Origin of the sequence: Petrotoga mobilis SJ95 (assembly GCF_000018605.1) — a bacterium.
GTDB classification, from domain to species: domain Bacteria; phylum Thermotogota; class Thermotogae; order Petrotogales; family Petrotogaceae; genus Petrotoga; species Petrotoga mobilis.
Genome location: NC_010003.1, coordinates 556,510 through 570,618, shown reverse-complemented (window position 1 = coordinate 570,618; position 14,109 = coordinate 556,510). Strand labels below are relative to the sequence as shown.

The following is a 14,109-nucleotide window of genomic DNA, read 5'->3' as shown; positions in this document are numbered from 1 at the left end:
GCGATAGGTCGATACCCTATCGCCTTTTAACCAATGCAATAAATAGAAAACTAAAATTCACTGGATAGTAGATCATCTAACTCTTCTTCAGCTAAGGATAATGCTTCTTCGGCTGTGTAATCACCTTTAATAGCAGGTATCCAATAATCATCTAAGATCCTTCTGAATTCAGAATATTTCGCTGGCCCTATTATTTTCCCGATTGCATCTTGATCAAAACCATATATCATTGATTCACTAGCTACTAATTGTGCTTTAACATTCAAATCTCTTTCTGCCCTTTCTAAAAACCAAGGATCTTCTTCGAGCGATATTTTTGTTGAGGGAACAACTGTTGCAATCTTAGCGAACTCCACTTGCCAATATGGAGAAGTTAGCCATAATCCAAATTTTACCGCTTCAGCTTTATTTTTCGCATTGTATGGCACTGCCACATTCATTGCTCCCGCAGGAATTTTTTTACCTTTTCCCAGAGGGAAGGAAGTAACATCACTAACTTCGAATATACTTGGACTATTTATTTGGACATGTTTAACCATAGTTATTCCAACAGGAAACATGGCAATTCTCCCACCGGCATACTTTTGGGTACCGGCTTGATAACCTCCTAAATCTTGAGGCATAAGTGCCTCTTTGAAGGCAAGTTGATGTTGTTTCAATTTAGCCATTGCCTCAGGGGTGTTTACTATAGCCTTTTTTCCATCTTCAGAAATTAACGGGACGCCCTCTTCCTGAAGATCGATATGCGCAACAATGTTGGGTTGATATCCGTATAGGCCAGTTTTTTCTTTAATTATCCTTGAATATTCTATGATTTCATCCCATGTCTTTGGTGGAACATTAGGGTCTAAACCCGCTTCTTCAAAAATCTGTTTGTTGTAAAGCATAATTTGGGGACTTAGATACCAAGGAATAGCATATGATTTTCCATCTATGACGGTAGCTTCCCAGTAGTTAGGTAAGTATAAGTATTTGTCCACTTCAGTTACGAATTCATCGATAGGGCTTAATGCATCTTGAGCTGCAAAGTCTATAACCCAAGGAGTATTCATATTCACCAGATCAGGCGGGTTACCAGAGGCTATTGCAGCAATGAGTTTTTGTTGAAAAGCATCGTAAGGAACGTCGACCCAGTTGATTTTTATGTCAGGATTTGCAGCTTCGAAAGTATCTATGACTGAGTTAATGTAATCTGAAAATGTAGACAAAGAAAGTGTCCAAAATTCAACAGTTACACTTTTTGCTGATAGCATCAACGAACTGATAATCAAACATACCAACACTACAAAAAACTTTTTCATGCCAATCTACCTCCTTCTTTTTTGCCACATTTCGTGGCTATAACTTTGATGTCTTTTGAATCTGGTTTTCTATTTCGTCAGGATGGATCTTGAAAAGTTCGATATTCTTGCTCAGTGCCAAATAAATTCCCGAACCAATCGCTTGTCCCATACCTGCACATGTTGGTTGAATTCTTGCAGCGGATTGGCCTTCGAAATCTGAAGAAAAACACCTTCCAACTATTGCTAAATTTGTATAACTTTCTGATATCAACGATCGTAAAGGTATTTCATAGTAGTCATCATATTTCGGAATAAAACCTTTTTCTTTTTCATCTATTTTCTTTTCATTTGAGTGAATATCAATTCCATAACAACCTTTCACTACCCCATCAGGGAATTTTTTGTAAGTTCTTACATCTTCTCCTGTAAAAACATACATTCCTTTAACTCTTCTACTTTCTCTTATCCCAATTTCCGAGGCTATTTTTTCAAGGTATGCATTTTCAAACCCCTTTATATATCTCTTTGCAAAATTCAATATTTTTTCTACCATTATAGTTCCTTCTAATATACTTCTTGAAAGTTCTGAGTTATCAATTGAATCTTTAGAAATATTCATAGTATTAACTGTCACTCTTCCTTTACCAGGTAACTGAACAAAGAAGAAATGATCTATAGATAGCGAAGGGTCTTCTTTCTTCGCCTCTTCTAGTTCTTCAAAGTAGCCTGCAACAGAAATAACGTCCATATTCGGAGCAACCCATGCAAAGAAGTTTTTTGGGTTATTTTTTACATCTCTTCTGACACTCTCAAAATCAACACCTGCAATAGTAAACATTATTGTTAAAGCTTGATTTTTTCCCGTTTCATCGCCTACAAAACATTCATTTCCAGAAAGATACCCAACTATTCCGTCACCGCTGGCATCAACAAAAAAGTCGGATTCAATTTCTATTGTTTCACCATTTGAGGATTGGGCTTTCAAGGAAATAATTTTGTTTTCTTCTTTTATTACTTCTGTTACCATTGTTTTAAATAATAATTCAACTTCACTTTCTTTTAGCATTTTCATCATTTCAATCTTCATTAACTCGCTGTCAAAAGTGTTGAAGAATACTCCACCTTTTCTTTTTAACCTTTCAATTAGTTCTTGAAATATTCCTTTTATCAGTATTTGATTATCTAGCCAATATTTCATAAAAGGATTAATCAATCCAAGTGTAGTAAGCCCGCCAATTGTAGAATTCTTTTCAATTAATAATGTTTTTAGGCCACTTCTTGAAGCTGCTATCGCTGCATGGAACCCTGCGATCCCTCCGCCGACAATTGTTACTTGTTTACGATATTTCACTACAACCACCTCAGTATAATTTATTAACGACTGCTCTTGCAGTGTCTTTTCCTGTAGTTAAAGCCTTTTCATATTCTATTGAATACAACAAGCCAGACAAGATCTCCACCGCAAAAATTTGAACCAGGATAGATCTCCCTGCGCTAGTTTTTACAGGGTTTTCACCAGAGAATATTTCTAATACCACGTCAGAATATTTTGTAATAGGAGAATTCGCATGTTCAGTCAAACTAATTGTTGTTGCCCCATGCTTTTTAGCAACATTTAACGAGTCTACTGTGTCTTTAGTGGATCCACTTTGGCTTATTCCAATTGCTAAATCTCCAAAGTTCAAAGTAGCTGCGGAGATAGCTTGCATGTGAGGGTCCTCCAATGCGTAAGATGGGAAGCCTAGCCTTGTTAACTTATATTGTAATATTTTGGCAACTGCTGACGAGGACCCTACCCCGTAAATCTCTATTCTTTTAGCAGATCTAATGAAATTTGCAGCTTGTAAAAAGTTGTTTATGTCTAGTATTGAAGTTGTGCTCTCAATCGATTTAAGAGAACCCAATTTTACCTTTCTGAGTATTTCTTGAGGAGAGTCATTTTTGAAGATGGTTATATCTTTTTCTTCTTCAAATATATCTTCATTATTATCCAAGGCTAACGTAAGTTTGAAATCTTGAAAAGTTTCAAAACCTGCTTTTTTAACGAATCGAGCAATTGTAGCCTCGCTTGTTCCGCATTTTGTAGCTAATTCAGTTATGGTAATCCTTGTTATGTCCTCTTTTTTACTATTTAATATATACTCCGCTACTTTCTTTTCAGATTTAGTGAAAGTAGGCATCCTAGAATTAAGAAAAGCTTGAATTTTACTCATTTTTAGATTTCTCCTTTTTGAAATGAAAGTATTGCCGATCCCCTTGCGCCTGCAAATTCACCTAATTGACTAAATTCAATAAATTCGCCACTTTCATTTCTTATTTTTTCATAAGAGGACCGAATTTCCTTTAATACTTTCTCACCGTACTTTGGAATGACTCCACCAAGGTAACATTTTTCAAAGTCCACGGTAGTTTTAACTGTATCAATTAACCAAGCCATAACTTTTGCATAATCTTTTATATTATTTAGGGATATTTCATTATTCTTTTCATATACTTTTTCTCTTAAGTATCTTCCAGAAAGCAAAGTTTCAACGCAACCAACTTTTCCACAAGTACATCGTTTGTTATTTCCTGGATATACTATGTGACCTATTTCTCCACCACCTCCCATAATTCCTCTTATTATCTTCCCGTTAATAATTATTCCTCCACCAAGACCTGTCCCTACGGTTATCATCAATAAATTGTTGACTTTTGTGATGTAATGCTGGAAATATGCGGCACAATTAGCATCATTATCAACCTTTGGCCGTATATGAAATTCTTGTTCTACAATATCTGCAATTTGTACTCCTTCCCAATCAGGAATCAAACCAGTTGAAAAATTGACAATTCCTGACTTAAAATTAATTTTTCCACCGGTAGCAATTCCCATAAAGTGGGTCTCATTCGTTATTAAACCTTTAATTAGAGAAAGCATATTTGAAATAACTTCTTTGCCTGTTGCTGCTGTAGGTATCTTTTTACTTTTTATAATTTCTCCAAATCTATCAGTTAAAACTCCACGAGTCCAAGTTCCTCCTATATCTATGCCTACAGCAGAAATTTCATCATTTCTAAAGTCCTTAAGGTGATCTTTAAAATTTTTAGCAATTACATGAGGCCTAGTAATGGCCGATCCAACAGTAACAGCATATGCTCCGTATAAGATTGCTTGCCTTGCATATTGAGGAGTAGAGATGTTCCCTTCAGCGATAACAGGTATATTCGTTATTTTTACAGTTTTTTCTATTAAATCTAAATCTGGTAAATCTCTTCCGGAGGTATAATCAGTATAACCAGCGAGTGTAGTTGCTATATAGTCGGGCTTTAAAGGTAAAACATATTTCACATCTTCTATGTCAGCTATATCCGCTATTATTCCAATGTGGGGGTAATATTTTCTTAAATAGTCAAAAAGTTCTGGTAAAGGTTCAGGTCTTTCTCTTCTTGTACAATCAATAGCAATAAAATCTGAGTCCGCATCAACTAAATTATCTATATCTTTTTTAGTGGTTGTGATAAATGCCCCTTTTAAACTCCTGTTTTTAGTTATTCCTATTACTGGAAGGTTAACAATTTTTTTTATCTCTCGAATATTTTCAGGAGAAAGAGCCCTGATAGCGTCTGCTCCTCCAGCCTGAGCCGCCATAGCCATCTTTACAATAGTTTCTTTCCCATATAGGGGTTCCCCTTCTTCTGCTTGACAGGATACAATGAATGCATTCTTCTTCAACATTTTCATAGATCTTCCTCCAAATATTGAAAATAATTTTCATATAAAAAACTAAATAACGAAATTTATCTACATTTTCATTATAATTCTTATTTTCTGAAAAGTCAAATCAGAAAAATAGAGAATTTCTTTCATAATCGCTTTTAATTGCTAATAATTTGATCTGATTGGTTAATTTGGATAATTTTCAATTTTTTTCTTTCTGATATAATTCGAAAAAATTCGATGGCCCATTTATTTACAATTAAGTGAAAAATGAGAATTTTTTACTTAATTGGGTTTATTTGGATGTAATTACTTCTAATCAACTATAAATACTGTTAATTGAATTTGGAATTTAGGTAAAAAATGTATATACTAATAGTGAGAGATGATTCACTTATTAAAATTTATAAGGGAAGTGATTAAAAGTGGACATACTTTTAAAAAAGGTAGAACTTCCAAATGGTGAAACTATGGGATATAGATACAAACAAGGTGGAGAAAAGACTTTGCTTTTGATCCACGGAAATATGACTTCCTCAAAGCATTGGGATGTTTTTATGGAATCTTTTGATTCAGATTACACTATTTATGCCCCTGATCTAAGAGGCTTTGGTATTTCAACTTATAACAATCCTATCGATTCTCTTGACGGTTTTGAGGAAGATTTAAAATTATTCGTAGATAAATTGGGCTTGTCAAAATTAGATCTTATGGGATGGTCAACGGGTGGAGGAGTTTGCATGATCTTTGCCGCAGATTATTCAAATTATGTTGACAAATTAATACTTTTGGAATCTGTTGGAACAAGAGGTTATCCTATATTGAAAAAAGATGAAAAAGGTAAGCCGATAAAAGGTGAATTTTTGAAAACTAAAGAAGAAATAGCTCAAGATCCTGTTCAGGTAATTCCCATTTTAAGTGCATATAGCAATAAAGACAAAAATTTTCTTAAAGTAGTTTGGGAAGCAACTATATACACACATCATAAGCCAGAACCTCAAAAATACGAAGAATATTTGGATGATATGTTAACTCAGAGGAATTTGGTTGATGTAGATTATGCCTTGGCAACTTTTAATATAAGTGACGATTATAATGGGATAAAGCAAGGTGATGGTAGAGCCAAAAATATAAAATGCCCTACTTTGATATTGTGGGGAGAGAATGATTTAGTGGTTCCAGAACAAATGGCTCTTGATATACAACACGATATAGGAGAAAACGCCAAACTAATTTATCTAAAAAATTGTGGTCACTCTCCGTTAGTAGATGATCTAGATCAATTGATAAAAGTTGTGAAAAAATTTTTAATTGTGTGAGAACTGATTCATATGTTATATTTTGAGACTTGTAAATAAAATAATTTGGCAAATAATATTTTGATCTTAAAAAAAGTAACAGAGAGTTAAAGAAAGTTTGGAGTTTCTAAAGGTACTGAATGTTAGATTTTAAAGGAGGAAATGGAATGAATGTAGGAATAATGGGTTTAGGGGTTTACATACCTGATAATTACATTTATGCTGAAGAGATAGCCAAGAGAACGAATATTCCGCAATGGGTGATAGAAGAAAAATTTGGTATTTTAAAAAAACCCATCCCTGGTCCTGAGGATACAACGAGTTATATGGGTATTCAAGCGGCTAAGGAAGCTATCAAAGACGCAGGTATAGATCCAAAAGATATAGATTTAGTCATATGGAATGGTGGCCAACACAAAGATTATCCATGCTGGCTTGCCAGCTTAAAAGTTGCTCATGAGATTGGAGCCACTCGTGCATGGGGTTTTGATATGGAGGCAATGTGTGGATCGATGATGGTAGGAATGGAGACAGCAAAATCCCTTATGATGAATAATGATAATTTGAACACGGTATTACTTGTAAGTGGTTACAGAAATGGTGATCTCATCAATTATGAAGTTCCAGAAACCTCTTTTATGTTCGATATTGGGGCTGGAGGGGCAGCTTTGATATTAAGAAAGAATTTAAACAAGAATTTGATTTTATCATCCGCTTTTAGGGGAGATGGCTCTTTTTCAGAGCAATGTGTAATAGAAGTAGGAGGAACCAAAAAATGGCCCATGAAGCCAGAAGACGCAAATAAGTTTTACTTTACTGTAAGAGAGTTCGAAAAATTTAAAGCAAATTTGAGTGAAAAAACCATGCCTAACTTTTATGGAGTAATCAGAGATTCTTTAAAAAAATCCGGTTATAGTGAAAAAGATATCGGATACTTAGCCATTCTTCACTTTAAGAGATCTGCTCATAAGGCTGTTTTGGAAGAATTAGGCTTGAAGGAAGAACAAACAACTTATCTGGAAAATTACGGTCATCTTGGACAAAACGATCAGGTGCTTTCTATGAAGTTGGCTCTAAAGGAAGGAAAACTCAACCCTGGAGACGTCGTTGTTATGGTGGGAGCAGGTATAGGTTTTGTTTGGGCTGCAACCACCGTAAAGTGGGGTTAAATAGAAAATATCACTTAAGTGAGGTGTAGTATTAATGGATAGAATGAAAGACAAAGTTTGTGTAGTTACAGGTGGAGGCAGAGGCATAGGGGAAAGTATCGTTAAGAAGTTTGCCGAAGAAGGAGCAAAGATTGTTTTTGCTTTAGACATGAACCAAGAAATTCTTTCTCAGTTACAGAATCAATTAGGAGAAAATGTGAGAGGTTATCTGTTGGATGTAACCGATAGGCCTGCTATAGAAGAATTTGTGAGAAAAGTAAAAGAAGAGTTTGGAAGAATCGATGTACTTGTTAACAATGCTGGTATAACGAAGGACGCTTTGATAGGTAAGATGCAAGAAGAAGATTGGGATAAGGTCATTGGAGTAAATTTGAAAGGTGTATTCAATATGACACAATTTGTTTCAAATCTTATGTTAGAAAATGGAAAAGGAAGTATAGTGAATATATCTTCAATCGTGGGTGAAAGAGGGAATGTTGGTCAAACTAACTATGCAGCTTCAAAAGGTGGAGTTATATCAATGACATATACTTGGGCTAAGGAATTTGCAAGGAAAGGGGCAAATATTAGAGTTAACGCGGTTGCTCCTGGATTCATTAAAACTCCAATGACAGAAAAAATTCCAGAGAAGGTATTAGAAAGCATAAAATCAAAAATAACTTTAGGGAGAATGGGAGAACCAGAAGAAGTGGCGAATGCAGTATTATTTTTAGCTTCTGAAGAGGCTTCTTATGTAACTGGTCACATTTTGGATGTAAACGGGGGAACAGTTCTTTAATCTTTATAAATATTAGAGACATAAATTTATTTTTAAAAGGGATATAGTGTAGAGTCCGATAGTATAAAATTTACGATTTAGGAGGTACTTTCAGAATGTGGAAAGAAAAATATAAACAAAAATTAATGTCAATTGACGATGCAATATTAAACCTACCGAAAAGAGTTTCGGTGGTTGTGAGTATGGCTGCAGCTGAAGCCCAAGGTTTTTTGAAAAGTATTCATAAATTTAAAGATCATTTTGAAAAAATAAAAGTGATAACTTGTTTAGATACGGGATATTATGAGTTCTTTTTGAACAAAGAATATGAAGGAACTTTCGAATTACATACATGGTTCTATTCTGATCCTACGAGAAAATCTAAACATGAAGATAAATTAAAAATATTGGATTATATACCAAATAATCTTCATATGGCTGGTTTAGACAAGGTTATGGCTGAAAAAGAAGAAGGAAATACCTTGGTGTTTTGGGGAACTTCCACTCCTATGAGAGAAAAAACTGGATACTTTAATTTAGGTATCTCTAATGTGTATGAAAAAGATTTAGCAGAAAACGCGGATATAGTAATAATGGAGGTCAATGAAAAAATGCCATATGTTCATGGGGATACCGAATGGCATATAAACAATGTAAATGTTGTTGTTGAGTCTAATTGGGAAATTCCTGAAATTGCTATTTCAGAACCTAAAGAAGAAGAAAAAAAGATTGCTCAGTACATAGCAGATATCATAAAAGACGGCTCAACCTTGCAGATAGGTATCGGTGGAATACCTAACGCGGTAGCAAAATTGCTTGAGACAAAAAAAGATTTAGGAATTCACACTGAAATGCTTACAGAATCAATGATAGATCTTTTTGAAAAAGGTGTAATAACAAATATGAAGAAGACCCTTTGGAAGGGGAAATTTGTAATAGCTTTTGCCTTAGGGACAAAGAGAATGTATGAATTTATCGACGATAATCCTGGTATTCTTGAGCTCAGAGGGAGATTTGTCAATGATCCTTACGTAGTCTGTCAAAATGACAATATGGTAAGTTTAAACACAGCAATTTCAGTAGATTTGACCGGTCAGGTTGTTTCAGAAGCAATAGGGACCAAACAGTTTTCTGGAACAGGAGGCCAATTGGACACACATCGAGGGGCTATAAAAAGTAAAAATGGGAAAGGTATAATAGCCCTACGATCCACAGCAAAAAAAGGCACCATTTCAACGATAGTCCCCCTACTTCCACAAGGAGCTCCAATTACTGTTCCAAGGCAGGATTTAGATTATGTCGTAACAGAATGGGGAGTAGCTCACTTAAGAGGTAGAAGCGCAGGTGAAAGGGCTAAGAAATTGATTTCGATATCTCATCCAGACTTTAGAAAAGAATTAGAACAAGAAGCTATAAAGATGGGGTTAATATAGAGCTTTGACTTGTGGACCACATTTAATCTAAACAGGCTGCTGCAAGGTGTTGGACCTAAACAGTGATAAGACTATATGGGAGGTAGAAACAATGAGTAAAGTTTATATAATATCCGCAAAAAGGACGGCCATCGGTACTTTTGGTGGAACCCTAAAAGATATACCTGCAACCAAATTGGGAGCTGAAGTTGTGAAAAAAGTGCTACAAGAAGCTCAAGTAAATTCTGAAAATGTTGATGAAGTCATTGTTGGAAATGTTTTGATGGCAGGCCAAGGCATGGGCCCAGGAAGACAAGTCTCCATATATGCAGGGATTCCAGAAGACAAGCCTGGCTACGCTGTTAATATGTTATGTGGAAGCGGCATGAAAAGTATAATGATCGGTGCTACGGATATTAAAACAGGTGACGCCGACCTAGTTGTGGCGGCAGGAATGGAGAGTATGTCAACAGCTCCTTATCTTTTGCCATCCACAAGTAGATTTGGAAACAAATTTGGATCATTTGAAGTTCAAGATCATATGATACTAGACGGGCTCACCGATGTTTTTAATAACTATCATATGGGGGTAACTGCAGAAAACATCGCAAAAAAACACAATATTTCTCGTGAAGAGCAAGACGATTTTGCATATACGAGTCAAATGAGAGCTAAAGGAGCCATAGAATCAGGGAAATTTAAAGATGAAATAATACCAATCGAAGTAAAAAGAAAAAAAGAAACAGTTCTTTTTGACCAAGACGAACATACAAGATTTGATACAACGAAAGAAAAGTTAGCCAGTCTTAAACCTGCATTTGTAAAAGAGGGAACCGTAACAGCTGGAAACGCTTCGGGAATAAACGACGGTGCCAGTGCTGTCTTATTAGCCTCAGAAAGGGCTGTTGAAAAATACGGATTAAAACCAATAGCAGAATTAGTTGGTTACAATCAGGCCGCTGTAGACCCAGCATACATGGGTTTAGGTCCAGTTCCCGCTGTAAAGGGCCTTTTAGAAAAGATCAAAATGGATATAACAGATATGGAATTAATTGAACTAAACGAAGCTTTTGCTGCCCAGTCTTTGGGGGTGATAACAGAATTAGGAGATATTTATGGGAAATCTAAAAACTGGTTTCTTGAAAGAACCAATGTGAATGGTGGTGCAATTGCTTTAGGACATCCTATTGGAGCATCGGGAAATAGGATAGTTGTTACACTTCTTTACGAGATGAAAAAGAGAAATAGCGAATTTGGTCTGGCATCACTTTGCATTGGTGGAGGAATGGGGACGGCTTTAGTGGTAAAAAATATATGGAGGTGAGAAAGGTGAAAAGAAACATAGGATTGGTTCTTTTTTTGGTTGTCATGTTTTCTTTGGCGATGGCAGTAGATCCTATTAAAATCGGCGCTGTAAATCCTTTAGGAGATATAACTGGCAACCAAAGTACAAAGGCGATGAGGTTAGCAGTTAAAGAGATTAACGACGCCGGTGGGGTTTTGGGAAGACCGCTGGAACTTATAGTTATAGATGATGAAATGAATCCAGCAAAAGGGGCTGCAGCGATCGAGAGATTAGCAACCGTTGAAAAAGTAGATTTTTTTGTTGGTGGAATGTCTAGTGGTGTACATTTAGCACAAGTGCCTATTCTTAAAAAATACCAAAAAATAACTGTTTGGGCAGGTGGAGCTTCCCATCAAATTGAAATAGCGATGGGTCCAGATGCAGACTGGTACTTCCATCTTCACCCATGGGATTATCAACAAGGCGAAGGTTATGGGATAGGTTGGAGAGAAATAGTTCAGGCATATCCAAATGTTGATATTAAAAAAATCTTTTTGGCGTATGAAGAAGGAGCCTTCGGCACGGACTCATATACAGCTTATTTAGATCTTTATGAGTTAGCAAAAAAAGGAGAAGGTCCATGGCAAGGAATAATGGAAGAATTTGCTGGAGCTTCATTCAAGAGTGCCGCCCTAGGAGGGGGAGATTATAGAGCTATGTTAAATCAAGCAAAGGCTTTTGATCCGGACCTTTTTGTTTGGGCGGGATACGACGCTGATGCTATACCAATTGTAGCCCAGGCAAAAGAAGTGGATTTCACACCTGACTTGTTAGTAGGAGCTCCTCCAGGTTGGCCAGCGGACTTTGGGAAAAATCCTTTAGCAGAGAATGTTATTCTTTATGGGATGTGGGCTCCAACTTTAAATGATGTAAGTCCAGTAGCTAAACATTTTTATGATGCTTACGTTGAAATGTGGGATGAAGAACCGGTAACATACTTTGCTCCCCTTGGATATACTAATATTTATTTTTTGGTTGAAGGTATAAAAAAAGCAGGAACCATGGATAAAGAAGCTATAATTTCTGCATTGAGAACTATTGAATATGAATCGCCGTTGGGTGAAGTGTTGAAAATTGAACCAAGCAGAATAATACCAAATCAAGGATTCAAGTATCAAAAAATTTTACAATGGCAAAATGGTAGACAAGAAGTTATTTGGCCTATAGATCTTGCAACGGCAACGATGGCTTATCCTTTCACATTTGGTAAATAGTAAAAGTAAATTTTTGAAATATGGGGGTTGGAAGATATTCCTCCCCCTTTCATTAAAAAAACGGTGGTGATTATGTTGAATTCTCTGCATTTTCGACTTAATAAAACATTTTTAATGTTTCTTGTTTTCCTTGTAATTATTGCTATTTGGAAACCCATACCTTTGATCTATGGTCTTCAACGCGGTGGTTTATATTCTTTAATTGGTTTACCTTTGGCTTTGATATTAGGAATCGTTGGAATATTAAACTTAGCTCATGGGGATTTTTTGACTTTAGGTTTATACATAGGGTATATTTTTTTCACTCAATTAGGGTTAGACCCACTTATTTCAGTGTTTCCATTATTTATTTTAATGTTTTTATTAGCAATAGGGATTTATCAGATTTCAATAAGATACGTGTTAAAAGCAGGGGAACTGAACCAACTGTTGTTAACGTTTGGGATTTCTATGGTAGTTATAGAGCTTATAAAAATAATTTGGACTACCCGTCCCAGAAATATTTATACTCCTTATGCTTCTTCATCCATAACAATATCAAATTTCTCTATTGGTATTTATGAATTTCTATACCCAATAGTGGCAATTGGAGTATTAATCTTTCTTCAACTTTTTTTGAAAAAGACACTTTTAGGGCAAGCAACAAGAGCAGTTGGGCAAAACCCAAAAGGAGCTGAAATTGTAGGTATAGATACCAACAAAGTATATCTTATCGTTTTTGCTATTGCTTTTGGAATTATAGGTATTGCTGCGGGTATAATGTTGCCAAGGACATCCATATTCCCCTTGTCAGGAAATGCATATACTTTAAAGTCCTTTGCTTTAGCAGCTATGGCAGGATTGGGCAATTTAAACGGTATTTTAATTGGTGGAATCACTTTAGGAGTAGTTGAAGCAGTTGTTCAATCAATTCCTGGATACAGTGGTTGGTCTGATTTAGTTTTTTTTGGAGTGTTAATTATAGTAATATTAATTAGAGCATACAGGGGGTCAGAGTCATGAAAAAAATCTTAACTCCTTTAATATTGGTTATAGCAATAGGATTATTAATATTTTTGCCTTTTTATACGGGAGCGTATTTTCTTCATGTCGTTATGACTATTTTAATTTATATGACGTTATCTTTGAGCTGGGATATGATGTTGAGAACGGGTCAATTATCCTTTGGAGTAGCAGGTTTTTTCGGGGTAGGTGCTTATATATCGATAGTTTCCTTTGCAAATTTTGGAATTAACCCTTTAGTTAGCATATTTCTTGCCGGGGGTTTTATGGCGCTGATAGCTTTGGCATTAGGATTTGTGGTTCTTAAATTGAGAGGAATTTATTTTGCAATCACCACCTTAGCCTTGACAACGGTTTTTTCGGTTATTATCAGGAATACTCCACGTTTAACCGGTGGAGCAAGTGGGAAGGTTATACCTAATATAATATTTCAAGGAGATTCATCAAAAATATATTGGTTAATATTGACTTTAGCTCTATCGACAATTTTAGTTTCTGAAATATTCAGTCGAACGAGGGTTCATTTTGCTATCAACTCAATAAGGACAGATGAAGTTGTGGCTAAATCTACTGGTATCAATATTTTTAAATATCTGATAATTATCTTTATTATAACAGCAGCTATTCAAGGGATAACTGGGGCTGTGTACTCTCAACAATACGGTTTCGTCTCTCCTGAAACAACCTTTTCTTTAGATTTTCTCTTACTACCTATGGCCATGGCGCTTGTAGGAGGAATATATTCTACCTGGGGTCCAATTATTGGAGCAATTGTTTTAGGATTTGCGTCTGAATATTTAAAATTAATTATGCCCTATGGTCATCTCATAATTTATGGAATAATCATAATTCTCATAATACTGTTCTTGCCAAAAGGAATATTTGGATCTTTAAAAAACAAAATACAATCTGGTAAGTAGTTAATTTTG

At 35.5% G+C, this 14,109-nt stretch carries 12 protein-coding genes; 8 read left to right on the top strand and 4 right to left on the bottom strand.

Annotated features, from left to right (window positions below; translation table 11 throughout):
* Positions 1-50: 50 nt before the first annotated feature.
* Genes PMOB_RS02685 through PMOB_RS10175 form a run of 4 tightly spaced genes read right to left on the bottom strand, consistent with a single transcriptional unit; the run spans position 51 to position 5,007 of the window.
* Positions 51-1,301 carry an ABC transporter substrate-binding protein gene (locus PMOB_RS02685; protein ID WP_012208361.1) on the bottom strand — a complete coding sequence of 417 codons (1,251 nt, stop codon included), beginning with the start codon at positions 1,299-1,301 and terminating at the stop codon, positions 51-53.
* A 37-nt stretch (positions 1,302-1,338) separates the two neighbouring features.
* The gene (locus PMOB_RS02680) at positions 1,339-2,634 is read right to left on the bottom strand and encodes an FAD-dependent oxidoreductase (protein WP_012208360.1); all 1,296 of its coding nucleotides are present in this window, start codon (positions 2,632-2,634) and stop codon (positions 1,339-1,341) included.
* Between the two features lie 10 nt (positions 2,635-2,644).
* Complete coding sequence (locus tag PMOB_RS02675; protein WP_012208359.1) at positions 2,645-3,496, bottom strand: MurR/RpiR family transcriptional regulator; 852 nt, start codon at positions 3,494-3,496, stop codon at positions 2,645-2,647.
* A gap of 2 nt (positions 3,497-3,498) precedes the next feature.
* On the bottom strand, positions 3,499-5,007 hold the full coding sequence (locus PMOB_RS10175) for a putative N-acetylmannosamine-6-phosphate 2-epimerase (protein WP_012208358.1): 1,509 nt from the start codon (positions 5,005-5,007) through the stop codon (positions 3,499-3,501).
* Between the two features lie 401 nt (positions 5,008-5,408).
* On the opposite strand from PMOB_RS10175, the gene phaZ reads away from it, so the two are divergent.
* The 8 genes from phaZ to PMOB_RS02630 all read left to right on the top strand — a co-directional run bounded on the left by phaZ (position 5,409) and on the right by PMOB_RS02630 (position 14,100).
* Positions 5,409-6,302 carry an intracellular short-chain-length polyhydroxyalkanoate depolymerase gene (phaZ, locus tag PMOB_RS02665; RefSeq protein ID WP_012208357.1) on the top strand — a complete coding sequence of 298 codons (894 nt, stop codon included), beginning with the start codon at positions 5,409-5,411 and terminating at the stop codon, positions 6,300-6,302.
* Positions 6,303-6,448: 146 nt separating this feature from the next.
* A complete protein-coding gene (locus PMOB_RS02660) occupies positions 6,449-7,450 on the top strand; it encodes a 3-oxoacyl-ACP synthase (RefSeq protein WP_041534026.1) in 1,002 nt (333 codons plus the stop codon).
* Positions 7,451-7,484: 34 nt separating this feature from the next.
* Positions 7,485-8,228, top strand: a complete 744-nt coding sequence (fabG, locus tag PMOB_RS02655) for a 3-oxoacyl-[acyl-carrier-protein] reductase (RefSeq protein ID WP_012208355.1) — start codon at positions 7,485-7,487, stop codon at positions 8,226-8,228.
* 95 nt (positions 8,229-8,323) lie between these two features.
* Positions 8,324-9,640, top strand: coding sequence for an acetyl-CoA hydrolase/transferase family protein (locus PMOB_RS02650; protein WP_012208354.1), 1,317 nt, complete (start codon positions 8,324-8,326; stop codon positions 9,638-9,640).
* 91 nt (positions 9,641-9,731) lie between these two features.
* Complete coding sequence (locus PMOB_RS02645) at positions 9,732-10,943, top strand: acetyl-CoA C-acetyltransferase (RefSeq protein WP_012208353.1); 1,212 nt, start codon at positions 9,732-9,734, stop codon at positions 10,941-10,943.
* Between the two features lie 5 nt (positions 10,944-10,948).
* Positions 10,949-12,178, top strand: coding sequence for an ABC transporter substrate-binding protein (locus tag PMOB_RS02640; RefSeq protein WP_012208352.1), 1,230 nt, complete (start codon positions 10,949-10,951; stop codon positions 12,176-12,178).
* Between the two features lie 72 nt (positions 12,179-12,250).
* Positions 12,251-13,180 (top strand): branched-chain amino acid ABC transporter permease, encoded by a 930-nt coding sequence (locus tag PMOB_RS02635; protein WP_012208351.1) that lies wholly within the window; start codon positions 12,251-12,253, stop codon positions 13,178-13,180.
* Positions 13,177-14,100 (top strand): branched-chain amino acid ABC transporter permease, encoded by a 924-nt coding sequence (locus tag PMOB_RS02630; protein WP_012208350.1) that lies wholly within the window; start codon positions 13,177-13,179, stop codon positions 14,098-14,100. The genes PMOB_RS02635 and PMOB_RS02630 overlap by 4 nt, the downstream gene beginning before the upstream one ends.
* Positions 14,101-14,109: the final 9 nt, after the last annotated feature.

Coding starts and splice junctions, on each gene's coding strand:
- PMOB_RS02685 (WP_012208361.1), bottom strand. CDS start 1,301: ATGAAAAAGTTTTTTGTAGTGTTGGTATGTTTGATTATCAGTTCGTTG.
- PMOB_RS02675 (WP_012208359.1), bottom strand. CDS start 3,496: ATGAGTAAAATTCAAGCTTTTCTTAATTCTAGGATGCCTACTTTCACT.
- PMOB_RS10175 (WP_012208358.1), bottom strand. CDS start 5,007: ATGAAAATGTTGAAGAAGAATGCATTCATTGTATCCTGTCAAGCAGAA.
- PMOB_RS02660 (WP_041534026.1), top strand. CDS start 6,449: ATGAATGTAGGAATAATGGGTTTAGGGGTTTACATACCTGATAATTAC.
- fabG (WP_012208355.1), top strand. CDS start 7,485: ATGGATAGAATGAAAGACAAAGTTTGTGTAGTTACAGGTGGAGGCAGA.
- PMOB_RS02650 (WP_012208354.1), top strand. CDS start 8,324: ATGTGGAAAGAAAAATATAAACAAAAATTAATGTCAATTGACGATGCA.
- PMOB_RS02645 (WP_012208353.1), top strand. CDS start 9,732: ATGAGTAAAGTTTATATAATATCCGCAAAAAGGACGGCCATCGGTACT.
- PMOB_RS02635 (WP_012208351.1), top strand. CDS start 12,251: ATGTTGAATTCTCTGCATTTTCGACTTAATAAAACATTTTTAATGTTT.
- PMOB_RS02630 (WP_012208350.1), top strand. CDS start 13,177: ATGAAAAAAATCTTAACTCCTTTAATATTGGTTATAGCAATAGGATTA.